Source organism: Clostridium tertium (assembly GCF_902652255.1).
Taxonomy (GTDB): domain Bacteria; phylum Bacillota; class Clostridia; order Clostridiales; family Clostridiaceae; genus Clostridium; species Clostridium tertium_A.
This window is the reverse complement of the sequence record NZ_CACRTO010000044.1, coordinates 1-25559: the sequence shown is the minus strand read 5'-3', so window position 1 is coordinate 25559 and position 25559 is coordinate 1. Positions and strand designations below refer to the sequence as shown.

The 25559-nt window shown below is 27.5% G+C and carries 18 protein-coding genes and 3 pseudogenes; 1 reads left to right on the top strand and 20 read right to left on the bottom strand.

Going from position 1 to position 25559, the window contains the following annotated elements; all coding sequences use genetic code 11:
- Positions 1-10: 10 nt before the first annotated feature.
- The 16 genes and pseudogenes from GPX08_RS14035 to GPX08_RS13960 form a co-directional block, all read right to left on the bottom strand.
- Positions 11-949: a hypothetical protein gene (locus GPX08_RS14035; RefSeq protein WP_156627431.1), complete on the bottom strand. Its 939-nt coding sequence runs from the start codon at positions 947-949 to the stop codon at positions 11-13.
- A 32-nt stretch (positions 950-981) separates the two neighbouring features.
- Positions 982-2160 (bottom strand): glycosyltransferase, encoded by a 1179-nt coding sequence (locus GPX08_RS14030; RefSeq protein ID WP_156627430.1) that lies wholly within the window; start codon positions 2158-2160, stop codon positions 982-984.
- Between the two features lie 26 nt (positions 2161-2186).
- Entirely contained in the window at positions 2187-3104 is a 918-nt protein-coding gene (locus GPX08_RS14025; protein ID WP_156627429.1) for a hypothetical protein, read from the bottom strand.
- A gap of 3 nt (positions 3105-3107) precedes the next feature.
- Entirely contained in the window at positions 3108-4088 is a 981-nt protein-coding gene (locus GPX08_RS14020; protein ID WP_156627428.1) for an NAD-dependent epimerase/dehydratase family protein, read from the bottom strand.
- Positions 4082-4846 carry a glucose-1-phosphate cytidylyltransferase gene (gene rfbF / locus GPX08_RS14015; protein WP_156627427.1) on the bottom strand — a complete coding sequence of 255 codons (765 nt, stop codon included), beginning with the start codon at positions 4844-4846 and terminating at the stop codon, positions 4082-4084. Before rfbF ends, GPX08_RS14020 begins: the two co-directional genes overlap by 7 nt.
- A 24-nt stretch (positions 4847-4870) precedes the next feature.
- Positions 4871-5101, bottom strand: a complete 231-nt coding sequence (locus GPX08_RS14010) for a hypothetical protein (RefSeq protein ID WP_156627426.1) — start codon at positions 5099-5101, stop codon at positions 4871-4873.
- A gap of 248 nt (positions 5102-5349) precedes the next feature.
- Positions 5350-6498 (bottom strand): DUF697 domain-containing protein, encoded by a 1149-nt coding sequence (locus GPX08_RS14005; RefSeq protein ID WP_156627425.1) that lies wholly within the window; start codon positions 6496-6498, stop codon positions 5350-5352.
- 466 nt (positions 6499-6964) lie between these two features.
- Positions 6965-8032: an SIS domain-containing protein gene (locus GPX08_RS14000; RefSeq protein ID WP_156627424.1), complete on the bottom strand. Its 1068-nt coding sequence runs from the start codon at positions 8030-8032 to the stop codon at positions 6965-6967.
- A 12-nt stretch (positions 8033-8044) separates the two neighbouring features.
- On the bottom strand, positions 8045-8911 hold the full coding sequence (locus tag GPX08_RS13995) for a PTS mannose transporter subunit IID (protein WP_156627442.1): 867 nt from the start codon (positions 8909-8911) through the stop codon (positions 8045-8047).
- The gene (locus tag GPX08_RS13990) at positions 8886-9653 is read right to left on the bottom strand and encodes a PTS sugar transporter (protein ID WP_156627423.1); all 768 of its coding nucleotides are present in this window, start codon (positions 9651-9653) and stop codon (positions 8886-8888) included. Before GPX08_RS13990 ends, GPX08_RS13995 begins: the two co-directional genes overlap by 26 nt.
- A 15-nt stretch (positions 9654-9668) precedes the next feature.
- Positions 9669-10139, bottom strand: coding sequence for a PTS mannose/fructose/sorbose transporter subunit IIB (locus GPX08_RS13985; protein ID WP_156627422.1), 471 nt, complete (start codon positions 10137-10139; stop codon positions 9669-9671).
- On the bottom strand, positions 10132-10578 hold the full coding sequence (locus GPX08_RS13980) for a PTS N-acetylglucosamine transporter subunit IIBC (protein WP_156627421.1): 447 nt from the start codon (positions 10576-10578) through the stop codon (positions 10132-10134). Before GPX08_RS13980 ends, GPX08_RS13985 begins: the two co-directional genes overlap by 8 nt.
- A gap of 81 nt (positions 10579-10659) precedes the next feature.
- Positions 10660-13452 (bottom strand): PRD domain-containing protein, encoded by a 2793-nt coding sequence (locus GPX08_RS13975; RefSeq protein ID WP_156627420.1) that lies wholly within the window; start codon positions 13450-13452, stop codon positions 10660-10662.
- Between the two features lie 561 nt (positions 13453-14013).
- Positions 14014-14418 (bottom strand): annotated as a pseudogene (gene tnpA / locus GPX08_RS13970) (IS200/IS605 family transposase).
- Between the two features lie 168 nt (positions 14419-14586).
- Entirely contained in the window at positions 14587-16383 is a 1797-nt protein-coding gene (locus tag GPX08_RS13965) for a PTS beta-glucoside transporter subunit EIIBCA (protein ID WP_156627419.1), read from the bottom strand.
- Positions 16384-16394: 11 nt separating this feature from the next.
- Positions 16395-17861 carry a family 1 glycosylhydrolase gene (locus tag GPX08_RS13960; RefSeq protein ID WP_156627418.1) on the bottom strand — a complete coding sequence of 489 codons (1467 nt, stop codon included), beginning with the start codon at positions 17859-17861 and terminating at the stop codon, positions 16395-16397.
- A gap of 138 nt (positions 17862-17999) precedes the next feature.
- On the opposite strand from GPX08_RS13960, the gene GPX08_RS13955 reads away from it, so the two are divergent.
- A complete protein-coding gene (locus GPX08_RS13955) occupies positions 18000-18995 on the top strand; it encodes a helix-turn-helix domain-containing protein (protein ID WP_156627417.1) in 996 nt (331 codons plus the stop codon).
- A 64-nt stretch (positions 18996-19059) separates the two neighbouring features.
- Here the strand turns inward: GPX08_RS13955 and GPX08_RS13950 are convergent.
- From GPX08_RS13950 to GPX08_RS13935, 4 genes and pseudogenes are all read right to left on the bottom strand, one after another.
- Positions 19060-20090: pseudogene (locus GPX08_RS13950) on the bottom strand (IS30 family transposase).
- Between the two features lie 222 nt (positions 20091-20312).
- A pseudogene (gene tnpA, locus GPX08_RS13945) lies at positions 20313-20792 on the bottom strand (IS200/IS605 family transposase).
- Positions 20793-21305: 513 nt separating this feature from the next.
- Positions 21306-23618: an EAL domain-containing protein gene (locus GPX08_RS13940; RefSeq protein WP_156627416.1), complete on the bottom strand. Its 2313-nt coding sequence runs from the start codon at positions 23616-23618 to the stop codon at positions 21306-21308.
- A gap of 304 nt (positions 23619-23922) precedes the next feature.
- On the bottom strand, positions 23923-24573 hold the full coding sequence (locus GPX08_RS13935) for an HTH domain-containing protein (RefSeq protein WP_156627415.1): 651 nt from the start codon (positions 24571-24573) through the stop codon (positions 23923-23925).
- Positions 24574-25559 lie beyond the last annotated feature (986 nt).

Below are 25559 nucleotides of genomic sequence, written 5' to 3'. Positions count from 1 at the left end.
TTTATAGTAATTATATTTTATAGTTATGCAAATTTACAATATTAGCCCTATCAACAAATCCTGCATTAAACCTTGGAAATTCTTTAATTACATTTTTTATTGATTGCGATAACCATCTAACATAAGGGTCATATATATAATTTATTAAATTCTCATCCTCTATATGATAATAAGGACATAAGTCAAATTCTCTTGTTCCCAATATTATTAAACCAGAAAAGTGGTAAAATATTAGAGGTGAATCATCTAGATACACAACATTATTCTTTTTTGAAACTTTATAATTTTTAATATTCCACAATGCAGCATTTGCTCCAATAGAGTTTACTATATGAACATTTTTAAATATATTAGGCCAGTCTTCTACATACCTTTGGTCTCCAAAAGTTTTATTAGCTACATCATATTCAACAGTACATTTTTTTATGCACCTATCTCCCCAAAGCCTCACTGCAGCTTTTGCTTCATCATTATTCTTAAATCCTACAAATCCTGTATTATATAATCCGCTTAATTCATAATACATCTTAAACTCTTCTGAATTTCTATGATCTATAAGAAAAATTGATGCCTCTGGATTCTCATTAAAAATATTATCTAAATCAGAATAAAAGAATAAATCTGCATCTACATGTGCATAATATTTCGCATTGTCATATTTCTTAACAACATAATATAAAAAAATAGGCTTTAGTGTCCAACAATATTCATGAAATATTCTATTAGACTTAGCTATAAGCAAATCATGATTATTTTCCTCTATATCCTTTAGTTGTACTAAAATGATATTTTTAAAAGCTATTTTATTTAGTATATTGTAAACAGAGTCATTCATACATAGAATGAATAACTTAAAATCACTATAACAATTCTCTAAAGAAACATACATTGGTATTAATTTAAATAAATTTGATTCCGATAAAATCATTGATAAATGATATTTGCTCATGGTTATCCTCCTCTTCAGTACATTTTTAGAATTTAATAATAAACATTATAAATGTCTTTTATTAAAGCTAATATGGCTTCTGTGAAGTGTTTAATTCCAAATACATCTCTTAAAATTTTAACTTCCATAATTAATTTGTTTACATCTATATCTATAGTTGGCATAACTTTATTTATATCTGTAACACCTTCTATAATGTAGCGTCGTCTACATGTCTGAAGTAATTCTAAAAATATATCTAAAAGAGGCCTAAAATAGCTTACAGCTATCATATTATTTATATCTTTAGTTAATTCATTAAAATCATAATCATTAATTGATGTTATACCACAGGTACAAACTAATATTACATCTAAAAAGTAACTATCATTGTATTTTTTACATACATAATTTATATTTTCACGAGCTTCTAATATCTTAATATTTGTAGGATGTTCTTGATGAACATTTAATATATTTTTATCAAATATAAATTTGCTTCCAGATTTATATAGCCTTATTCCTAAGTCATAGTCTTCAAATCCATATCCAACTATATTTTCATCAAACATTCCTACTTCTATAACTCTGTTTCTTTCTGCAGAAGCATTATTAGTTATAAAAAATCTCCATGGTAAAAGATAATCTTTTAATTCTCCATTGTGATTTTTCAATATTTCTTTTAGTCCCCGCATAAATTCTGCATCTAAATCAAATGATTTATTTATATAACTCCCATCTATTATTGATTCAACATCTATTAATGGATACTTATCTGTCATATTAGACTTTTCATTTGCTTCAGTCACAGTTTGACCTAAATGATTCTTAATGCCTAAATCTAATTCCTTATAATAAAAAGTAAAAATTCTTTTCCACGGCATTCCACATACAACTATATTTTTTTCTTCATGATTTTTTAAATGTCTAGTTATAAAATCTTTATTAGCTATCATGTCACTATCATGAAATATTAAAATGTCTCCAACGGCTCTTCTTATTCCTTCATTTCTCCCACGCGCTATTCCTCTGTTTTTTTCAAGTCTCACAAATTTAAAGGCAAATTTAGCTTTAAAATTTTCTAACATTTCTAGAGTATTATCACTAGACCCATTATCTACTACAATAACTTCAAAAATATTGAAATCACAATCTTGATTATTTAAGGATATAAGGTTGTAGTATAATCGCTCTTTAGAATTATACGCTGGTATTATAACACTTGCTTTCATTTATTCTCTTCCTTCCTTAATCTTTTCTAATTATCATCAATAGCAGCAACCGTAATATATTCCTTAAAATCTGGATCTATCTTTTCAATATCATCAATTATTTTTTCCAATGCTCTTCTGTATATTGGGTAAATAAATGGTATATTCACTCTATCTTGTTCATGAACCTGTCTAATATCATATTTACTAATTATTCTAAAACCACTAAAATGATAAAATATCAATTTATTATTATTAACCACTATATTGTCATTTGAAACTGTAAACTTATATTTCAAATAATTCCAGTGTCCAATATTTATTCCTGGAGTTGTTATTTCGTAAACATTATTAAATAGAAATGGCATATCATCAAGATATTTTTGATCTCCAAATTTATTATCTTCAGGATTTGAAGTACAACTTTCTACACACATTTTATCCCACCAATTAACACACTCTAATCCATTAATATCTTTTTTAAAGCTAATAAACCCCGAATTAAAATTTCCAGTGAGATTTTGCATAGTATGATTAAACTCTTTCGAATACATAGGCAAAAATATTTCTCCACTAGATAGTAAAACGGAAGCATCTGGTTGATTTTCAAATATTACATTAGGATTTTGATAAAAGAATAAATCTGAATCTATATAAGTTACCCTTTTAATTGAGTCATCTAAAGTAAAGATATATTTAATAAAACTAGGCTTTAATGTCCAACAATATTGATTAAATTTTCTTGTAGCTTTGATTTCTAATAAATCTTTTCTATTTAATTCAGAAATTGTTACTAATACTATTTTATCTAAATTAATTTCCTTAAGAAACTTATAGCTTTCCTCATCTGCACAAAGGATATATACTTTAAAATTATCCATAGTTTTATATAAAGATAAGAAACATGCAATTGCTTGAATTAATCTAGTCCTTGATACTACCATACAAAAAGCACTTTCTTGCATTTTTTATATCTCCTTTTTAAGGAACTCTTTATACCATTCTATAGTTTTACTTAGACCTTCATCAATTGTATAATTTGGACTCCATCCTAATACAGTTCTTGCTTTCTTTGCAGATAAATATTGATGTATTATTTCATTGCTTCCTTGATTTAATATTATAGGTTTTATATCACTGCCCATAATCTTCAATATTTTATTAACCAGTTCTAAAACTGTTAATTGTATTTCATTACTAAAATTAAAAGCTTGTCCCCCTAAATTAAGGTCTACAACTTTTTCAGCTAAATTAATATATGCATCTACTGCATCCTCTATATAAAAATAATCACGAATAAAGCTTCCATCACTTCTTATTACAGGAGCTTCATTATTTAATATAGATTTAATACTTTGTGGAATAATTCTATTGAAGTTTAAGTCTCCACCACCATAAAGATTTCCACATCTTGTAATGCATACTGGTAACTTATAAGTCTCATAATAAGTTTGAGCAATTAGATCTGCACAACTTTTCGAAACATCATAAGGGTGCATTCCTTGAAGTGGCATATTTTCATCATATGGAAGCTTTTCTTGGTCACCATAAGCTTTATCACTAGATGCTACTATTACTTGTTTAATTAATGGACTTGTTCTTGCCGCCTCAAGTATATTCCAAGTTCCTTGTATATTAGAAGTAAAAGTTGCTAATGGATTTCTATTTGCAACTCCAACAATAGCCTGAGCAGCTAAATGAAATATTGTATCTATTTCATATTCTCCAAGGGTCCTTTCTATTAATAAATAATCTTCTAAAGTACCGTGTACAACATTAACTTTTTTATATTCTTCTCCAACATATATATTTGATTGTGGTATATAATCTCTTACTAACATAGTTACATTAGCACCATAGTTTACTAATTTTTTAACTAAATAACTTCCTAAGAATCCAGTACCACCAGTTATAAAAACATTTTTATTATTCCAAAATTCCTTTACCATATCTTCCATACTCCTTTTCCTTCGTTCCAAATTTTATTTACATTATTTATATCATTTAAAGTGTCCATAGCAGTCCAAAAACCATTATGAACATACACTGCCAATTCATTATCTTGAACTAACTTTTTTAATGGATTTTGCTCTAAAACGCATGTTGTATCATTCTCTAAATAATCAAATATTTCTGGTTCAAAAACAAAAAATCCACCATTTATTATTCCTTCAGTAACCTTTTTTTCGTCAAAAGATTTAGCTAATCCATCTTCTACACTTAAAATTCCATATTGACTTTTCTTATATATGCCTGTAACTGTTGCTATTTTACCTTGTTCTTTATGAAATTTTAATAATTCATCTATATTTATGTCTGCTAATCCATCTCCATAAGTTAACATAAAGGTTTCATTTCCAATATATTTTTGAACCCTTTTTAATCTTCCACCTGTCATAGTTTCAATACCTGTATCAATGAAGTTTATCCTCCATGGCTCTGGCTCAGACTCTATATTAATTTCCCCACTTCTCATATCTAAAAGAAAACTTCTTGTCTTCCATGAATAATCTATAAAATATTCTTTTATTTTTTCCCCCTTATAGCCTAGTAAAAACATAAAATCATTAAATCCATAATGACTATATATTTTCATTATGTGCCATACTATGGGCATATCCCCAACCTCACATAAAGGTTTAGGAATATTCATTGTTAGCTGACTCATTCTAATTCCTCTTCCGCCAGCAAGTATAACAACTTTCATCTTTTGTCCTCCAATATTTTTATTTTAATTAGTTTTGTCATTTTTCAAATCTAGTATTGAATCAAGCTCTAAATATCCACAATGATTGTATTCATCATATAAAATTATAAATACTAAAATATTTACACTTCTGTCATATAGCCTAGAAGTTACTATCTCATGATTTATTTTTATAATACATTTATCTTTGATAAACTCATTAATTTCAGATTCTAATTTTTCTACATTTGTTCCTCTTATTATCTTTATTTTCATTTTTATTACCTATCCCTTAGTGCTTTTCATAATATATATTATTCATAAGGTTTTATTGTGCTACTAATTTTCATATCTTACATTTAAATATAGTGATTTCTCTAGGAACACATTTATTTAACCTATATTGGGCTACACTAATAAAGGATACATAGAAATTTAGAAAACAGAATGATGAACTCTCTATCTGAAATAAAAAATCCACGAAAATCTAGTATTTAGATTTCCGTGGATTTCATGGTGGAGAATTATTTTCTTGATATAATAAGTTCCTTTTTATAAGCTTCTTTCATCTTCTCTTTTATAGCTTCCGTACTTACTTCATTTCCTTTATTTTCTTCTTCAACAATATACTTTAACACACTTATATAAGCTAGACCTAATGCTATTGTCATCATTGATGCTACTGAAGCACTTATTGCTCCACCAGCTACACTTCCTACTCCTGGAATAAACTTTAATAAATTTGAAACTAATGTTTTTCCTCCTATTGTAGTTCCAGATACTCCAGCAACAGAACTTATAATAGCTGTTAAAACAGCCTTTTCTATCGGCAATCCAAAAATAGCTGTAATATGTGCAAGCATTGATAACTGTGCTCCTACTAATAGTGGAGCATCTGAAAATGGTATAGGTGATGCCCCTATTGCTCCTGTTGTAGCTGCATATCCAGTAAGCCACCTTCTTGCGGCACTAACCTTTTTATCTAAACTAACCTTTTGTGCATTATTGAAAGCTTTTTTAACCCCTTCTGGTAAGAGATCTAAAGTTACATCAACTAATTTATCTAATCCATATGAAGGTATTACTACTACTTGATCATCCTCGTCTTCTTCATCTCTCTCTTCATATTTCTCTGCTAATACCGGTACTATAGAACTACAATTTAAATTAAGATTTTCAATCTTTTTCTTAAACTCCCTTGCATCTTTCTTAGGGAATCCCTTAGTTACTACTACAATAACTGGAACCTTTAATGCAATATCATTAATCCACTCAATATCAGTCTCTTCACATCTTCTCACCGAGCCATCAATACAATACCAACATGCATGTATTAATTCTGACTTGCTATCATTCTTCATACATAAGTTATTACATTTATCTATTTCATCTAGAATCTCTTTTTTTATCTCAGCTTGTACAGTTTCGCTTAATTCTAATCCCTTTGTATCATATAAGTTGACAGGAATTCCTTCCTTACTAATTTTCTTTAAATGTTGAGTAACTGGTCTTCCTATTCCTGTTTCAGCCATTTCAGCTCTAAAAACACTATTAATTAATGTACTTTTCCCGGCTCCTGTTTTCCCAACAATAAGTATATTTACTTTATCCATATTGTTTAATTCCCTCTCTATTTTATTAAAAGCCTCCGTAAAAACATTAAAATCTTCCATAATTCGCCCTCCTATTTATCCATAGTAAATCTATCTCTTCAACCCATAATTCATCTATTAATTATACATGTTTTTACATTTTTATTCAATTATTATCATCCCTGCCTATTATATGTTGACTAGGAATAAACTCAAAGTAAAGAAAAAGAAGCACCTTTAGAGATACTCCTTATTCTTTACTTATCTATAAAATTTCTTTATGAAAGCGCTCCATCACTATTTAACCTTTACCAATGAAAGTTCATATTCATTTCTCTTTGAATACTTCATTACTATAATTCCTTCTTCAACTGAATACTCTGGAGGGTTTAGATTAATCTTAGAACTATTTTCTAATAATAACTTTCTTCCCCTTCCTAAAATAATAATGCACTTACAATTTTTATTGCAAGTGCATTATTTTCTTTTCCTTGAGTAATTCTCTACTCTCTTATTTGTTTTAAACTATTTTTTTAATATATTCTTTTTAAAACACTTTGCTTTTTAATGTTCTTTCAAAGTCTGCTAAAGGCTCAACTGTTAAATCTATTCCTCTTGCTTCACACATTCTATAAGCAAATACTTGAAATGGAATTGCTAGTTCTAATGGATTTATAAATTCATTTCCTTCAAAGTCTACAATAATTTCTTTATCAATTTTTCCTTGAGATGTATTACTAATTAAATAGGCTTTTTCAGTTACCATATTAATATAGTTATTTAAATGTAATATTCTATCTTTTACTCTTCCATTGCTGTCAATAAATATAACTAAATGCTTATCTGTCAATTCTAAATATGGTCCATGCATAAACTCCTCAACTTCGTATCCTGTCGCTGGAATTCTTACAGTTTCTCCAATTTTTAATGCTCCCTCTAAGGCAGTACCATAGTTAGATCCATATCCTATAACCATTAATCTCTCTGCATCTTTAAAATCATCTTTATTATTTTTAAAAAACTCTTCAGATCTATCAATTATGTTATGCATACCTAATACTGTTAATTCAATTTGTTTTAGTAGTTCACTGTATTCTTCTTCTGTAATACTCCCTCTTGCTAATGCTCCCTCTAAAGCTATAAGCATCATATTTAGAACTGTTGCTGTATATCCCTTAGTTACGTATTCTACAGTTTCAACTCCACATCCTAAATCAATTACATTATCTACATATTTAGTAATTTCACTTTTAGTATTTAGTGTAATTACAAAAGTTATTAGACCTTTCTTCTTTGCAAGCTTCATTGCATTAATAGTTGAGGTACTTCTTCCGCTTTGGGATACTCCTATAACTATAGAGTTTTCATTAAAAGAATTATCGTAATGTTCAAACATATATGGTACTACTATTACAACTTCAACTTTAAGATATTCCTCTATAAAGAATTTAACTGAGTTCATTGCATTAAAGGATGATCCTGATGCTACCAAAACTATCCTGTTTATCTTCTTGTCTGATAATACAGTGCTTATTTTATTAGTAACCTCTTTTCTATTCTTTATTATATTTATGCAGCTTTGCTGAGTCTCATTTATATAATCTAACATATTCATACTACTTACCCCCTAAATAACTCCTAATAATCTACCAACAACACCGATTACCATAAGTATTATCATAATGTGAATAGTTTTCATATTCTTTTTTACCATCCAGAAAGCTAATCCTGTTATAGCTAGCGGAAGCATTCCTGGTAAAATTTGATCTAAAATTTCTTGTATATTAACTACACTTTCACCTACTCCTAATGACAATGTTGTTGATACTTCTATCATTGTTGCTGTCATCGCACCTATTACCATAAGTCCAACAATTGATGCCATTGTAGTTGCTTTTTCTAATAGATTATTTTTATACATTTTAGCCAAAAATTTATTTCCTAAATTATAACCAATAAATGTAGCATTATATCTAATTAGTAAATGTGGTACATTAAATAATAGTAAGAATAATATTACTCCTAAAAATTTTCCTTCCATTGCTAATGATGTTCCTACACCTGCTGCTATTACTCTGAATGTACCCCAGAATAATGAATCTCCAATCCCTGCTAGTGGTCCCATTAATCCAACCTTTACAGCATTTATGGACTCTTCATTAAAATCTTCATTTTTTGCATTCTGCTCTTCCATAGCTGAAGTTATTCCCATTATAAATGTACTTATATGTGGAGTTGTATTGAAAAATTCTAAATGCCTCTTTAATGCACCTGCTCTTTCCTCTTTTGTCTTATATAATTTCTTAATTACAGGTATCAAAGAATATACAAATCCTAGTGATTGCATTCTCTCATAATTAAATGAAGCCTCAAGAGTAAATGATCTAAAGAATACTTTTAATAAATCTTTTTTACTTAATTGCTTACTATCATATTGATCTTTTACATTATTTACGATTGCATCTGCTTTATTCATCATCTTCATCCTCCTCATCTTCATCATATTTTTTATCATTATAGTTTCCAAAATTGTGAAGAATTATAGCTATTATTACACCTATACCAGCAACGGCTATAACTGGAATATTTCCATACACTGCCGCTATAAATCCTAAGAAGTAGAAAGCTGCTAATTTTTTTGTAATAATTAAACTCATTAACAATGCAAATCCTAATGCAGGCAATAAACTACTAGCTGCTTGAAGTGCATCTAATATAATAGGAGGTATTTTATCTATAAATCCATTCATTACATCAGCACCTAACAGAATAGATACAGTAGTTATAGCCCCCATAGCCACTATAATTAATAGAAATGATCCGATATGAAGTCTTTCAATCTTACCGCAATCTCCTTCTTCTGCATATCTATCAGCTTTATGTATAAACCCTGCTCTTAAAACGTACATACCGTTTTCTACTATTTGAGCTAATAAAGATATTGGAACTGCTAGTGCAAGTGCAACTTCTGTCCCACTACCTGACATTATTGCAAAGGCTGTCCCTAATACACTTCCTGTCTTTATATCCATAGGAATCGCTGCCCCTACTATTACTACACCCATCCAAATTAATTCTAAATTTGCTCCAATTATTATACCTTGTTGAAAATCTCCTAAAATCAATCCAACTAATGGGGCTAATACTATCGGTCTTTGAAGCATACTTGCTCCAAAGAAATCATCTGCATATCCAAATGCAGTAACTAATCCAAGTAACAATGCTTGTACAATCATTTAAATTTCCTCCCTTTATATTAAATTATTAATTAATTGTTTTCCTTCTGCTGGTACTTGTCTTACTTCTAATTCAATTCCATCATTAATCATTTTTTTACATAACTCTTTTTCATCATTTTTTAATGAGATAGCATTACTTACTTGCTCTGCTCCATCTTTTTTCTTAATACCGCCAAAGTTTATACTATCAATCTTAGATACTCCCTCATGTAATCTAAATGCATCTGCAACACAGTTGATAATTACCATAATATTCTTATTACATTTACTATCATCATTTAAGTAATCTATAGTTTTACCAACTGATTTAATTAGCAACTTTACCCCTTGAGGCTTTGCTAATGACAATGTCATCTTAGTAAATTCATCTTTTACTGCCGCATCATTTGCAATAATAATTGTTTCTATACTAAGTGATCTTGTCCATGCAAAAGCAACTTGTCCATGTAATAATCTGTCATCAATTCTAACTAATTTAATCATCCTCATCTTCTCCTATACACATATTTAACTCTGAAAATTTGTTTACTAATATTATTTGTTCTTTTGAAGCGTTTATCATTTCTTCAATAGCTGACTCATCTATCATACTTTCATCACTCATTACTATTTCTAATAACAATGGTAAATTGAAGCCTGTTATTAAATAAGTTTTTGGTCTATTCATATATTTAATAAGTTGCTGATTTACACTTCCAACCATTAGATCTGTCATTAATACCACAATGTCTCCATCAATAACATTATCAAAGAACCCTTCTATTTCCTTTTTTAAATCAACTCCATCTACATAACAATTAATGCTATGTAAGTATTTTTGTTTTCCAACTATAAATTCTGCTGTGTCTTTTATTCCAGAAGCAAATCTACTATGAGTTGCAATAAGAATCTTTAACAAAAGTCTCACCTCTATCTTATTTATTTCTACAGTATATTAATAAAGCAAAAACCATGCCAAAATTAGTGTCCTCTAATTTGACATGGTTTTTACTACATTTTTCTTCTAAATATCTAATTTTTTAATCTTACTGGCTAATATATCATAAATATATGCTAATTCAGAGTCAATTATCTCTATATTATAGGTCCTTTCTATGACACTAAAGCATTCTTTCGCTAATTCAAGGAACTTTTCGTGACACTTTCTGAAATCATTGATGTTTTCATACTCTTTTATAGGACACTGTCTTACCATTCTTTCTATCATACAACTAATATGAATATATAAACTAATCTTTGTCCCATTACTAATCTTTAAGTCAATTTTATTTTCTAGTTGTAATATTGCTTTTTCTATCAGCTTTATAACGTTTTCTGCGTTTAAAATGGTTATTGAATTAATAACTCTATTTAAAGAAAACATCCTTACTATATTATCATTTAAAACCTTTAATTGTTCTTGATTTAGTAAGTTCTTAAATATATTATTCAGGCCCTCTATTCCATCTTCTGTTAATATTTCTTCAATAAATAAAAATTTAATGCCTTCTATATTAGGATTCATAGTGCCTACAATACCTACTATATTATATACTTTAAAACATTCATCATTTATTCCGTTATACTTTAGTCTTTTATAATCATATGGAATTATTTCTAATTGGACATCTTTAAATCCCTCTTCTAACAATTCCTTTATTTTTTGTGCTGTACCTATTCCTGTAACGCAGGTTGTAATAATCGCATTTTTTCTATTATTTTCTGGATAAAAAAGTTTATAATTTATAATAGTATTCTCTTTTATTTTTTCTAGAATTTCTTCTATCGAAGTATCTCTAAGTAGCTCACTTGCAACATTCAACACCATACTAGTAGAAACATTGTTAATCAGAGCAACTGGTCCTACAACCTCTTTTCTTATTTCATTATGTATCTCCATTAACGAACCCATATCTACCATTATAATTAGTCCTTCTTTTGTATCTACAGATTTTATATAATGCTTGATCTCTGCTACTAACTCTTCTGTCGTAGAATCCAATGGCATATCAAAGGCTTCAAAAATATTATCCTCAAACAACCTATTTCCTACATTCGCAAGACTACTAGCTGTAGAATAACCATGAGCTAATATAATGGCTTTAGGCATTTTATTAGTCTTCTTACTTTTAAACATAGAATACATTATAGTAATTAATAATTCATCCATTAGAGTTAAAGATAAATCTAGCTCAGTGCTTAATAATTTTATCAATTTAGATGAATTTTTATATTCATAAGAATACTTACTTTGAATGAATTTTGTAATTATCTCTTTAAGACTTTCATCTAATTCATTTTCATTTATTTCAATATTTATACGATAATATATATACTGTGAAATTATATGTATTAATGCACCGTCAAAAATAATATTATGCTTTTCTTTTAAAAAGGAAGATATAAATACTATTATCTTATTAATATAGTTTCTCTTTATATCTATTTCCACATCTTCAGTCCTAAATAATATATTATCTATGAATGTGTTAATCTCATGATGTAAATATTCATCTAATGATTCATTTGACTTTCTATTTAGCTTGTACTGCTTAAGATTGTTTTTCATATTGTAAATAAGATTCCTTGTATGAGTAAAATTCAAATTTTCTTCGTCATATTCATAAACAACTTCGTAATTATCTGTTATTCGTAAATCACCAGATACCCCTAGTGCCTTATCAAAGTTATTCTCAATATGCATGTCTAAGTATTTAGGTGGAATATGATTTATATTTATTTCTAGTTCTTTATTATTATACCCTTGATTAATTAAAGCACTTGCAGAAAGAATCTTTATAAGATTTTTTAATTCACCTACATTCCCTTTAAAATTTGTGTTCAATAATATATCAATTACATTTCTAGTTATGTTAATAGTTTTATTTAACTTTATTGCCTCATCCTTTATAAATGTTGTTATTAGTGCTTTTCTTTCATTATAAGATCTTTCATTAAGATTTGGCAATTTTACTATGATTGGTATTCTTCTTAGAAAGGTCATTAAAAAACTTGCTTCTAAATTTTCAGATGTGGCAAATATAAATCTAACTACAGATGAACGTTCATCATTATCTCCAACTCTTAAATATTTACCTTCATCTAGAAATCTAAATAACTTTTCTTGACCTTCTCCACTTAATCTATGAACCTCATCTAAAAATAAATATCCTCCATCAGCCTTTTCTATAAGCCCTATACTATTTGTATCTGCTCCTGTAAAACTACCTTTTTTATATCCAAATAATAAAGCAGATAGAAGTTCAGGATTATCTGCATATTGTGCACAATTTAAAGTAAGAAAAGGCGCCTCCTCTCCTATTATTCCAAGTGCCTTTGCCTCCTTAAACATTACATTAGCAAGATAACTCTTACCACTCCCTGTTTCTCCACTAATAAGACATGGTAATCCATTGGTTGGATAAAGTATCGATGAAACACATTGCCTAACCTGTTCTTTTAAGCTTCCTTTAGCACCTATAACTTCATTAAAATAAGACTTTCCATTTTCTTCGTTATTTTCTTTTTTAATAAGCTGTACATGTCCTAAAAATTCATCAACATCTTTAAATGTAAACAGCTCTAAATTTAAAGTTTTTGATAATGAACTAACACTATAAAATACTACTGGTCTACTATTAATTTTTATAACCTTCTTCTCTTTATTTAATTCATTTAAGTAGCGACTAGCCGTATTCCTTTTTATTCCAAGAATATCAGCAACATTGCTAGCTGCTAGCTTATCTGCATCATTATGATTCTTAAAGTCAAATTTACTACTTAGTTCTTTAATAGTACTATACACTTTCTCCTTCATAATAAATTCCCTCACCTTTTCTTATATTTTTTATTCTATATTATCATAAAGTACTTAGCTAACATTAATTCCTAAGAATTATCTATATTATCCTAAACCCTTCTTTTTGTATATAGTATTGTTAACGTTTAACAATACTATAATGATTTATATCTTTGCACTTTTTCTCATTCTAACACTAAACTTCATTCTTTATCAAATTTTCTAAAAAAATTCTTTAAATCTTTCCTATTATTCTTATATATCGTAATTGATTTAATAATTCTCCTGTTACTCATAAAATTCAATTTCAATTATAATCATCTCTTTCTTTATAATATATTTATATTACTACTATTCCAACTTAACATTTCGTATAGTCATATACCATCTGCTAAGCTTGTGGCTTGATTAAACCTTATAAGGGCATGATACTGACACCACTACTTGTGCTCTGAATAACTGCCAATCACAAAATAGTTTCAGCTACCTTCCTCATCGGGTAGTTTTCTATTTGCTACTTTTTACCGACAATCACGTGATCGGGTCAATATGTTCCTTCATACTAATTTGTTCTGCTATTTAATCTTCTTGAATTTTATTCTGAATATCCCTTGCAATTGCAGCCTTATTTCTTCATACTATATCTACATAATATTCTCTTCACCAAAAATTCCCATTTTCATATTTATATTTTAAATGTGCAAATCTATCAAAAATCATTAAACTACTTTTCTCTTTTTATGTTCTAATAAATTTTGCTACACTCATTTTAGGTGGAATAGTCACCAACATATGTATATTATCTGGACATGCATTTGCTTCGATTATCTCTACACCCATTCTTATACATATAATTCTTAATATTTTTCCAATCTCAGCTTTGCATTTCCCATATATTATTTATCTTCTATACTTCGGTGCAAATACTACATGATATTGCCCCCTCCATTTTGTGTATGATAAGCTTTCTATGTCGTTACCCATACGGCAACTCCTATGATTTTATTATTTGACGATTGTCAGTCGTTTTAATTTTATCATAGGAGTTTTTCTGTTCATGGCTTAAGCCCTTTTGACTACCGGCATAGCCAGTGGTTTTTAATACAATTAAAATAGAGCTAACTTTATCAAGTTAACTCTATTGAAAGATTATTAAGCAATTGTTAATATTTCTTCATTATCTTCATCAATTTTTATATCTTTATACATATCAGCGTTTGTGCAAATTACTGGAATAGTAGTATCATATCCTCCTTTTTCCAAAGAAGCAAAGTCAACTTTTAAAAGTTTATCTCCTTTCTTAACCTTTTTCCCTATATATGTCATATTATTAAAATATTTACCATCTAGTTCAACTGTATCAATTCCTACATGAATTAAAATTTCAGCACCATTAATACATTTAATTCCAACTGAATGTAAAGTATTGGCTATAAGAACAACTTCACCATCACAAGGAGCTAATACATAATCATCTTTAGGAATAACCGCAAAGCCTTTTCCCATCATTCCAGAAGCAAACGTTTTATCATTGACTTTATTTAAAGAGATAATATCACCTTTGACAGGAGAAACTAATTTAACTGCTCCGACTCCTTTTTTATCATTAATTCTTCCAGATAGAATATATGATAGAACAACTGCAATCACAAAAGTAGATGCAATACAAACAACCATTAATAATAAGTTAGTAATTGTTCCATCTGGATTCGCATAAACTGGTAGAGATGTAATGCCTGGCATTACAAAAGCGAAACATTTTGCACTTAATAAGGTAGTCATTGCTCCACCAATACCACATGCAGTCATAGCCGCAATCAATGGTTTTTTATGTACAACTTGTACAGTAAATAAAGCTGGTTCAGAAATTCCTAAGAAAGCAGAAAAACTTGTTGTTAAAGCAGCTGATCTTAAATTTTCATCTTTCATTCTTAAAGCAGCTCCTAATGCAGCTCCAGATTCAGCCATATTATGACAGAATGAAATTGGTAATAAATAATCATATCCTAGTGTTGCTATATTTGAAATTTGAATTGGTGATGTTGATTGATGCATGCCACATAATACAATCAATGGCATAAAAAAACCTAACAAGAAACCAGCAATTGGTCCAAATGTACTAAACAACCAAACTATACTGTTTGCTAAATATTGTCCTCCATATGCACCAAGTGGTGCTAATAGTAAAAGTGTAAGAGGAACAGTAACGACTAAAGTAACTGTTGGAACTACAACTATTTTAAATACATTTGGAACAAATCTATCAACAAAGCGATAAACAATTGCAAGTAATCCTACACCTAAAATAATTGGAAATACTGAGTTCGAATAATTAAATATAGGCATATTTAAGCCTAAGAATGTTAATGGTTTAGCTCCTTCTTCTAATGCTGCCATAAATGATGGATAAAGTAATGCACCAGCAACACAAATTCCTAGATATTCATTAACTTTAAATTTTCTTGCTGTGGATATCGCCAATAAAAATGGTAAAAAATAAAATGGAATATCAGCAATCATATTTAAAATAACGAATGTGCCACCATCAGTTGGAACTAATTTAAATCCTTCTATAAGAGCAATAATACCCTTTAACATACCACCTGCAACTAAGGCTGGTAAAATTGAAGAAAAAATCCCAGTAATGACATCTAAAATCATCTTCCCACTTATTTTTGTTTTTTCTATATTTTCATTAACATTTTTATTTAACAAAAGTTCTACTTCTTCAAAGATATCTGCAACCATAGGTCCAATAATAACTTGATGTTGCCCATTTTTAACTTGAACCCCTATAACACCCTCTAAAGCCTCTATTTCCTTTAATTTGACAATGTCTTCATTTTTAACATTAAATCTTAATCTCGTAACACAATGTAATGCATTTGTAATATTATCTTTCTCACCAAGTAATTTAACAATATTCTTAGCTAGATCTTTATTTGTCATTACTCTCCCTCCTAGTCTAATACTTCGCCATTTGTTTCAATACATTTTTTATACCATTGAAAGCTATCTTTCTTATACCTTTTACCAGTACCTTTACCACCGTTATCTAAATCAACATAAATCACACCATATCGTTTATCCATTGTTAATGGCCCACAAGATACTATATCTATAATTCCCCACATTGTATATCCAATTACTTCTACGCCATCAATAACTGCTTCTTTCATACATTGAATGTGGCTACGTAAATAATCAATACGATATGGGTCATGAATACTTTTATCAGCCTCTAAAATATCAGTTGTTCCCAAACCATTTTCTGCAATTATAATTGGTAAGTTATATCTATCATATACTTTGTTTAGAGTTACTCTTAATCCAATTGGATCCTTTTGCCACCCCCACTCACTTGTTTCTAAGTATGGATTCTTATTCGCCATAATCAAATTACCAGCAGTTTTTTTCCAAGTTTGATCGCTTGTTGATACTTGTGAAAAATAATATGAGAAAGAAACGAAGTCAACTTTAGAATTCTTTAAAATTTTAAGATCTCCCTCCTCCATCTGTATGTCAATATTAAACATATTAAAATATCTTTCCATATACTTTGGATATTCTCCACGTACCATAATGTCAGTATAGAACCAATTTGAATATTGCTCATCCTGTACTGCTTGTAAAGCATCTTCTGGTTTGCATGTTGCTGGATAAGTTTCAAATCTTGCAATCATTCCACCAATCATAGAACCTGGAAGTATTTCATGACACATTTTTACTGTTCTTGCACTTGCAAGAAATTGGTGATGCAAACATTGGAATATTGATTGATTGATATTTTCTTCCTGGTCTTGCATTAAGCAAACGCCATCCCATGGTGCAAATCTACCTGCATTAAATTCATTGAATGGTAACCAGTAATCAACTAAATCACCTAATTCTCTAAATAATACTTCTGCATATCTACAGTAGAAATCAATTGTTTTACGATTTTTCCAACCATCATATTTAATTACAAGATTAACTGGAATATCATAGTGAAGCATTGTGGCAAATACTTTTATCCCTCTCTTTTTACATTCTGAAAACATATTTCTATAATAATTAAGGCCTTCTTGATTTGGTAATTCATCATCCCCATTAGGAAAAATGCGAGCCCAACAAATTGAAGTTCTAAATAATTTCATACCCATTTCTTCAAACAAAGCAATATCTTCTTTGTAATTATGGTAAAAATCAATACCTCTTCTATTAGGATAATACATTGTATCCATATCCTTTAAAGCTTGATCAAATTCTGCTTTCGAAAATGGTGAGCCATGATGTTTTTCTTCTACTTGCTCACGGTTCCAAGATGGATCTAAGTATCTTAAATCTTGTGTTGAAACTCCTTTACCTCCATCTCTAAATCCACCATCAGCTTGTGAACATGAAATAGCTCCACCCCATAAAAAATCTTTATCAAATCCTTTTTTCATAAATACATTTCTCCCTACTCGTTTGTAATCATTAATTGCATCAGCTAGCTTGCAATGTTATTATATAATAAAGAATAATCAATAAATATGTCATATTTATTGATTATTTATGTCATTTTCACAAATTTGGAGGTATATATGGATATTAATACATTAGAAGAGTTTTTTCATACGTATACTCAAAGTGAACACTGGCACTTAGCTCATCCTCATCAGCTAAGTCCCTTTTACAATAAACTCACGTTAGAAAATTATCTAGGTCAAGAGTGCTACTATTTTGATTTTAGTAATACTTTAAAAGATGAAAATATTACAGTTATAAAGGAAAGTAGATTTACTACTATTCCACCTCATCATCATAAAGATATGGAAATTAATTATGTTTATGAAGGAACATGTACATTTTTAATTAATAATAAAGAAATAACACTTAATAAAGGTGATTTATGCATTTTGAATCCAGATGTTATTCATAGTGCGACAAGTTATAAATGTGAAAACGATATAATTATTAATATTGTATTTAAGAAAGATTTCTTTAATAGTGTATTTCTAAGCCGGCTTTCTAATAAAGGGATTATTTCTAAATTTTTATTTAATTCTATATCAAGAAATCAACGTAAAGATAAATATCTAATATTTCATACCACCAATAATTTAAAATTCCATACTGTTATGCAACTTTTGCTATGTGAATATTTTGATCCAAGCTCATGTTATCCTGAATTAATTCAAACATATGTAACAGCTATGTTTTTAGAACTTATAAATTCAATATATGATCCAGATACCCTTATTAATAATGAAAATTCTTCTTATGATAGAATTATTAAGTACCTTAATTACATAGAAATCAACTATAAAAACTGCTCATTAGAGGATTTGGCTTATGAATTTGGTTATAATCCTAATTATATAAGTAATATTTTAAAAGATAATATAGGATATTCTTTTTCAGAACTTAAATCTCTTCAGCAAATTACAGAAGCAGCATTTTTATTAGCTAATTCAGATAAATCAATTAATGATATTATCTATAAGGTTGGTTGCAGCAATATAAATTATTTTTACAAGAAATTCAAAAAAGTATTTCATATGACACCTAAAGAATACCGATTATCAATTAAAAAATAAATTTTTATGATTTTCATATATTTGACAAATATCTAAATTGCAATATCAAATTCACCTAATTTTGTTAAATTGAATAAATATCATCTAAATATTGATTAAAGAGATCTTCTGGTGTCTTATAATTTAACTTTCTTGTAGGAAGTGTGTTAATCTAATCTTCAATGCGAGATATCTCATAGATAGTATATTTCAAGATAGCTTTTCCTTTTGGAGTAAATCTTCTTATTAGTCCATTATGTCTCTCATTGCACCCTTTTTCAAAAGATGATTAAGGGTGCGGAAATATACCTTAGTAGAACAATTATTTTCTATATTACTAAGGTTTGAGAGCTCAGATTCATTATCTGAAGCTATTGTTTTAAATACTTCACTGAATTTACTACCAAATTTATCTTTTATACTTTCTAATGCTTATCTACCGCTTCGGCAGTCTTAGGCTCTATCTTTCTGTGGATTAAATTTAGTGTTTTTCTTTCTACCAAGGTTACTAGAACATTATCCTTTTTATCTTTTAGACATTCAACAGTATCTATCTCCCAGTGTCCAATTTCTTTTCTTATCTCTTTTCTCAATACTTCTACGGACTCTTCTTCTATTAAGTATAACAATATTTTTACGCTTATTAATTCTTAATTTCATGGACAGATCACTATTCTTAATCTTTATAAATCCTAGATTTATATAATTATAAAGTGTTTTTGTCCAGACCATTTCTTTTCTATTAAACCGACCAGAGCCTATAGTTCAGCAGTACAGGAATTTAATCACAAATTATCTTTTAACACTTAATTGGTAAAATAATCTATAAATTCAGAGCATTTTAGAAGCTTGCATTTTCCTTTCCAATTTTCACGATTTTGATTATAGACTCTTTCACCGACATCTGCAAAGTATCTTGTAATTTTTTCTCCATTTTTATTTTTTTACTGATCTACGCTTAATTTTATTAAGAACTGTATTTATTGTTCTATTAATACTTTTAGAAATTTTATAAGCATTCCAATCTTCTTTTAATCTAATTTTGATAAAGCATCTTTCTTGTAAACTTAAGTGTTTATTTTTCTTTGTATTTATGATATTATTTTTATTATACATAGTGATTTCATTTCGTTAATTGTTTCTGAAAATTCAATTTTAAGACGAAAAATCACTATAGATTTTTTTACTTCAATTTAATTTTGCAACTAGTCAATCAAAACCAGCCGTCAAACGGGTGGTTTGCTCTACGCCTATAAGGCTCTGTTACTGGCTATGCTATTCGCATGCCGAACGCATTTGCCAACCACATATTTTCCACTGGCTACCCCTAAAGGGGATCTATTTCTTGCCTTTTTTTACTGGATCACCCGTAAACTGGTCTATGTATTCTTTTAGACTCATTTGTTCATAAGCTAAATCTTCTTGAATTTGATTTTTTATATATTCTCCAATTACTTTTTTATTTCTTCCTACTGTATCAACATAATATCCTCTTCACCAAAAATGTCTATTTCCATACTTATATTTTAAATTTGCGAATCTATCAAAAATAATTAAAATACTTTTTCCTTCTAAGATTTCCATGAATTTTAATACACTCATTTTAGACGAAATTGTTATCAACATATGTATATGATCTTGGCAAGCATTCGCTTCGATTATTTCTAATCCATGTCTTATACAAATAGTTCTTAATATCTTCCCTATTTAAGCCTTATATTTCCCATATATTGTTCACCTGCTATATTTTTGAGCAAATACTATATGATATTGACACCTCCATTTTGTATGTGATAAGCATTCTATGCCGTTACCCATACGAAACACCTCCTATGATTAATTTGTTTTACGATTATCAGTCGTTGCAATTATATATATAGAAGTTTTTTCTGTTCAGAGCTTAAGCTATTTTATCCACTAGCATAGCCAGTTGATTTCAATACAAAAAATCCACGACACTTCTGTCGTGGATTTTTTGGTGGAGGCGATTCACAAGAATCTTCCCCACAATTATCTATTTAATTATTATTAAATTTATTAACAATTTTATATATCATAGGTTCATATTTTATATAATCCTCATTAATTATCATAATCAACAGACCATTATACTTATAATATAATTAGTATAACACTATATATAGTACTTATTAGCATTTATTGTAAAATAGCCTTTCAGCAATTTAAATATACCCCTTATTATTTTGGTGGTTATAAAATAAATAGTTCTTTCATTGGTAAATAGCTACTTTCAAATTGTTCCCTTAAATATCAATACAAGTAAAACCTAAAAGTTTATTTCTAAATACAATTTATTAACTTTATAAAGCATTAATGAGTTATATTTTTTATAAGTTGACTAATTTCATAATTTTTCAAAGGCTTGGAAAAATAATAACCCTGAAATAAGTCGCATTTTATTTTTTTCAGCTTATTAAATTGATTTTCAGTTTCTACTCCTTCAATAATTACTTTCATATCCAATATATTTGAAATTTTTTTAATACAATTGATAATTTCAAAGTCATTTTCAAAAGCATTATCCAAAAATACCTTATCAATTTTTAAAATTTCTAGTGAATATTTAGTTAAATAATTAAATGATGCATATCCTGTTCCAAAATCATCCAAAGCCCATTTAATTCCTTTTTTTCGAAGATTATTTATATTCTTATTTACATTTTCATTATTTTCTAAAAGCACAGATTCAGTAATTTCAAAACATAACTTATTATAATCTATATTATATCTATCTATAATAGACTCTATATTTTTATCAAAATTAAACTCCATTAACTGAATAGGTGATACATTGATACTAACTTCAATATCCCAATGATTTTCTTTAATGCATCTACAAACTTCTTCAACTATCCAATATCCTATTGGAATAATATCTCTAGTTTCTTCCGCATATTTAATAAATTGATCTGGAGGAATAAAACCTAACTCTTTACTATTCCATCTTAATAAAACCTCAGCCTTTCTCACTCTCATATATTTATCATATATTGGCTGATACTCTAAGAAAAGCTCATTTTTTTCATATACATTTTTCAGCTCATTTTTAAGACTCTCAATATAAAGCATATCATTATATATATTATCATTAAAAAATAAAACTTTATTATCAATATTATCCTTTTTATTTTTATACATCATAAAATCACTTTTATTAATTAGTTCATAAACATTTAATCCATCCCTAGGATATACAGCTACACCTGTTGAAAACTCAATAAGTGTTTTAGTATCTTTATTAATATCTATCGGGTTATCAAATTTTGATAAGATTTCTTTCTCATAATACTCAATAAACTGTGAATCAGATTTAAACTCTTTATATATAATTATAAATTCATCACCTGAGTATCTTGTTATAATTCCCCTATCTCCTAATGCCTCTTGTATAATATTACTAAATTTAATTAATAGTTGATCTCCAGTAGAATGTCCAAATACATCATTTATCACTTTAAATTTATTCAAATCAATAAAAACCAATGCAAATTGATTATTATTATTTATTAATTCATTACATATTATATTTAATTTTTTTCTATTAGGTAATTTAGTTAATTCATCATAATATATTAGTGATTCTACCTTTTTATCAAAGCTCTTTCCTAATAAATCAGATATTAACTCTAGTTGCTTAAACTCATTCTTATCTTTAAATGAGGTCTCATCTTCATTTAAATACTTTAATAAATCTTTTAATTTTTCAATAGATTTTAAAGCAGGTTTAAATGCAATTCGAATCGAACATACTAATGATATTGATATAAATAAACCTACTATTACTAAAATAATACTCACTATTTTAGTAACTACATCCATATATGGGTTATTCTTTATAGAGTCTTTATTGAACATAAATAATAAATAATTTTCATTGCCTAAACTATCTTTCTCATTCTTAATATCATATATGTTTAATTCATTTATATTCTTAATATCTCTATTTACTTCTCCATCTTTAGAGTACAGTATTACATTATCTTTTAAAATATATGTGTTCAAGTCACCTGAATAAAAAGAAGTATTCGCATATTCTAATAAATCCTTAATAAATATATCCATAACAGCTGCACCTAAAAGCTCTTTATCATCTGAATAAATAAACGACACAATTGCTATAGTATCTAATCCTGTACTATAATCCACATGCATATCAGTTATAATTGTTCCACTATTATCATGTAAAATTTTTTCATTGAACCAAGGTCTTTTACTTAAGTCAAAATTTTCATATAATACACCATTAGAAAATAAATAATTTCCTTGTAAACTAACAATATTTATAGTCTTAACAAAACTTGATGATTCCAATATTCCCTCAAATGTATTAATTTCACTTAATATTAATTCAGATTCCTCTTTACTTAACTCATCAAAACTTTTATTTTCATTTAGAATATTAATTATTTTATTATCAGTAGATATCTTTTCAGTAGTACTTTTTAAAAGATTAATTTCCTTATCTATCCGACTTGATATCTGATTGTAATAAACATTACATGTAAGTTCAACACTTTTATCTAAAATAACATCTACTAATAAGCCGTTTGATACTATAAATACCATCATAAATACACTAGCTATAATAATTAACTTTACATTTATTTTTTTAGTGAATAACACACTCGTATCCTCCTCATATAACAGTTTTATACATATCACTTACTCTGATTAAATTTATCATCTAAATATATAACTAATATTAAAAGTATGAAATAATATATTTACATATATATAACATTTAATTTTGCAGATTGATCTTTCCTTAAACCATATAATCTTCAAACAATTTAAATTATATTTAGTTAATATGACATATAAGGTCTTATTCTATAAAAAATATATATTTCTTGTAGAACACTGTAGAATATTGTATAATATTGTAGTAAACAAAAAAAAGACTTCTACTATAGAAGTCTTTTTTTATTTATATAAGTATTTTTATATTATCTTTATTATCCTTATATCCTATTATTTTTTCATCAGTTGTTCTATTTAATATTTTAGATTCTAATATTTTATTTATTTTAACTAACATATATTCTTTATCATAACAATATAGAAATATACCTGATTCTTTTAATACATATGATATAGGTAGAACTTCATATTTTTTTTCAACTAAACTGATTTCAACAAAATTATTAGCCTCAATAGCCTTATCAATTTTATTATATACTTTATTAGATAAGTCAAATCTATAATTTCCCAAATCAATTATTAGCGTTGATTTTATTTGCTCTAAATTTTTAGTAACCTTTTCGGACTCTACCATTAATATTTTTTCTATAACTGAGCATATATCTTTATTTTTAAATATATTTCCAAATATATGTAATGAAAGTAGCAATGTTTTATAGTCATCTTCAGTCATTAGTCCTTTATGTATAATATAATTTTTGTCTAACTCTATACCTCCATTACCGCCTCTACGCGTTATTATAGGTATTCCAAAAATAGTTAATTTATCTATATCTCTTTGTATTGTCTTTCTTGATACATTAAAATATTCAGAAAGCTCTTTAGTTGTTGATTTATTATTTCTTAATAAATAAAATAATATTTCTAACAGTCTCATAAGTTCCTCCAGATTAGTCAAAATCTATACAATATTTGATTGTTCTATATTTGTGTTTAAAGATAATATAGTAAATATTTTATTTATAGCTTTAAATATGTATTTATTAGATTGATTATATCATACCCCTTCTAAATATCACTATAATTTTTATCGAAACATTTAGAATTTCTTATATTTAATTAATACCATTACTTACGCTTTTTATAATTCCTTTATTAATTTATCTTTACCTGCCCTGAAATGCTACTAAACCTTTGCTTAATATCATTTAAATCCATTTTTTCTTCAAAGTTAGATTCTAATTTTATATTGATTACTTACTTTCTTTTTACTCAAATTCAATATCCTCATTGGTAACTAGATATCGCATATATTTACCCTCAGACCTTTAGTTTGTAGGCTCTTAATTTCTCAAAATTTATCCTTTGCAATTTATCAATCTAATGATATATATTAAATTATGCAAATGATGTTCTTTAATTAAAACTATACCCTTTGCTAATAGTACAGCTATTTTTTGCTACTTTTTATTAATTTATACCTAAAACTGAACTCCGTTATTTGTGATATAATTAACCATTATTTAGAGTTAATCATCTATTAGATTAGTATATAATATAGGTAAAAAGAAGTTACCTAAAAATAATTAGATGAGTTATTTAAATAGGTAACTTCTTTTTTAATTCTAAAGTTAATATGCTCTATCCAAGATAAATGTACTATATTAATATCTTTAGTTTATACACTATGAAATTTATATTATTAATACACCTAAATAGCTTTAATGCTCATTATTGATTGCTCCTATAATAACTCTCTAATACCTAAAAAAAGATATTGATTGAAAATCAATATCTTTTCAGACTGCTGACAAAGTGTCAGCAGTCTTTAATTTTATACATATATGTAATATAATAATAAATATTTTAATTTATTACATAGGAGTTTACTAATGATAAACGAAAGAAAAGAATCACAAAATC

Excerpts from the sequence above, each read along its gene's own strand:
- GPX08_RS14035 (WP_156627431.1), bottom strand. The coding sequence starts at position 949 with ATGAGCAAATATCATTTATCAATGATTTTATCGGAATCAAATTTATTT.
- GPX08_RS14030 (WP_156627430.1), bottom strand. The coding sequence starts at position 2,160 with ATGAAAGCAAGTGTTATAATACCAGCGTATAATTCTAAAGAGCGATTA.
- GPX08_RS14025 (WP_156627429.1), bottom strand. The coding sequence starts at position 3,104 with ATGCAAGAAAGTGCTTTTTGTATGGTAGTATCAAGGACTAGATTAATT.
- GPX08_RS14020 (WP_156627428.1), bottom strand. The coding sequence starts at position 4,088 with ATGGTAAAGGAATTTTGGAATAATAAAAATGTTTTTATAACTGGTGGT.
- rfbF (WP_156627427.1), bottom strand. The coding sequence starts at position 4,846 with ATGAAAGTTGTTATACTTGCTGGCGGAAGAGGAATTAGAATGAGTCAG.
- GPX08_RS14010 (WP_156627426.1), bottom strand. The coding sequence starts at position 5,101 with ATGAAAATAAAGATAATAAGAGGAACAAATGTAGAAAAATTAGAATCT.
- GPX08_RS14005 (WP_156627425.1), bottom strand. The coding sequence starts at position 6,498 with ATGGAAGATTTTAATGTTTTTACGGAGGCTTTTAATAAAATAGAGAGG.
- GPX08_RS14000 (WP_156627424.1), bottom strand. The coding sequence starts at position 8,032 with ATGAATATGTTAGATTATATAAATGAGACTCAGCAAAGCTGCATAAAT.
- GPX08_RS13995 (WP_156627442.1), bottom strand. The coding sequence starts at position 8,911 with ATGAGGAGGATGAAGATGATGAATAAAGCAGATGCAATCGTAAATAAT.
- GPX08_RS13990 (WP_156627423.1), bottom strand. The coding sequence starts at position 9,653 with ATGATTGTACAAGCATTGTTACTTGGATTAGTTACTGCATTTGGATAT.
- GPX08_RS13985 (WP_156627422.1), bottom strand. The coding sequence starts at position 10,139 with ATGATTAAATTAGTTAGAATTGATGACAGATTATTACATGGACAAGTT.
- GPX08_RS13975 (WP_156627420.1), bottom strand. The coding sequence starts at position 13,452 with ATGAAGGAGAAAGTGTATAGTACTATTAAAGAACTAAGTAGTAAATTT.
- GPX08_RS13965 (WP_156627419.1), bottom strand. The coding sequence starts at position 16,383 with ATGACAAATAAAGATCTAGCTAAGAATATTGTTAAATTACTTGGTGAG.
- GPX08_RS13960 (WP_156627418.1), bottom strand. The coding sequence starts at position 17,861 with ATGAAAAAAGGATTTGATAAAGATTTTTTATGGGGTGGAGCTATTTCA.
- GPX08_RS13955 (WP_156627417.1), top strand. The coding sequence starts at position 18,000 with ATGGATATTAATACATTAGAAGAGTTTTTTCATACGTATACTCAAAGT.
- GPX08_RS13935 (WP_156627415.1), bottom strand. The coding sequence starts at position 24,573 with ATGAGACTGTTAGAAATATTATTTTATTTATTAAGAAATAATAAATCA.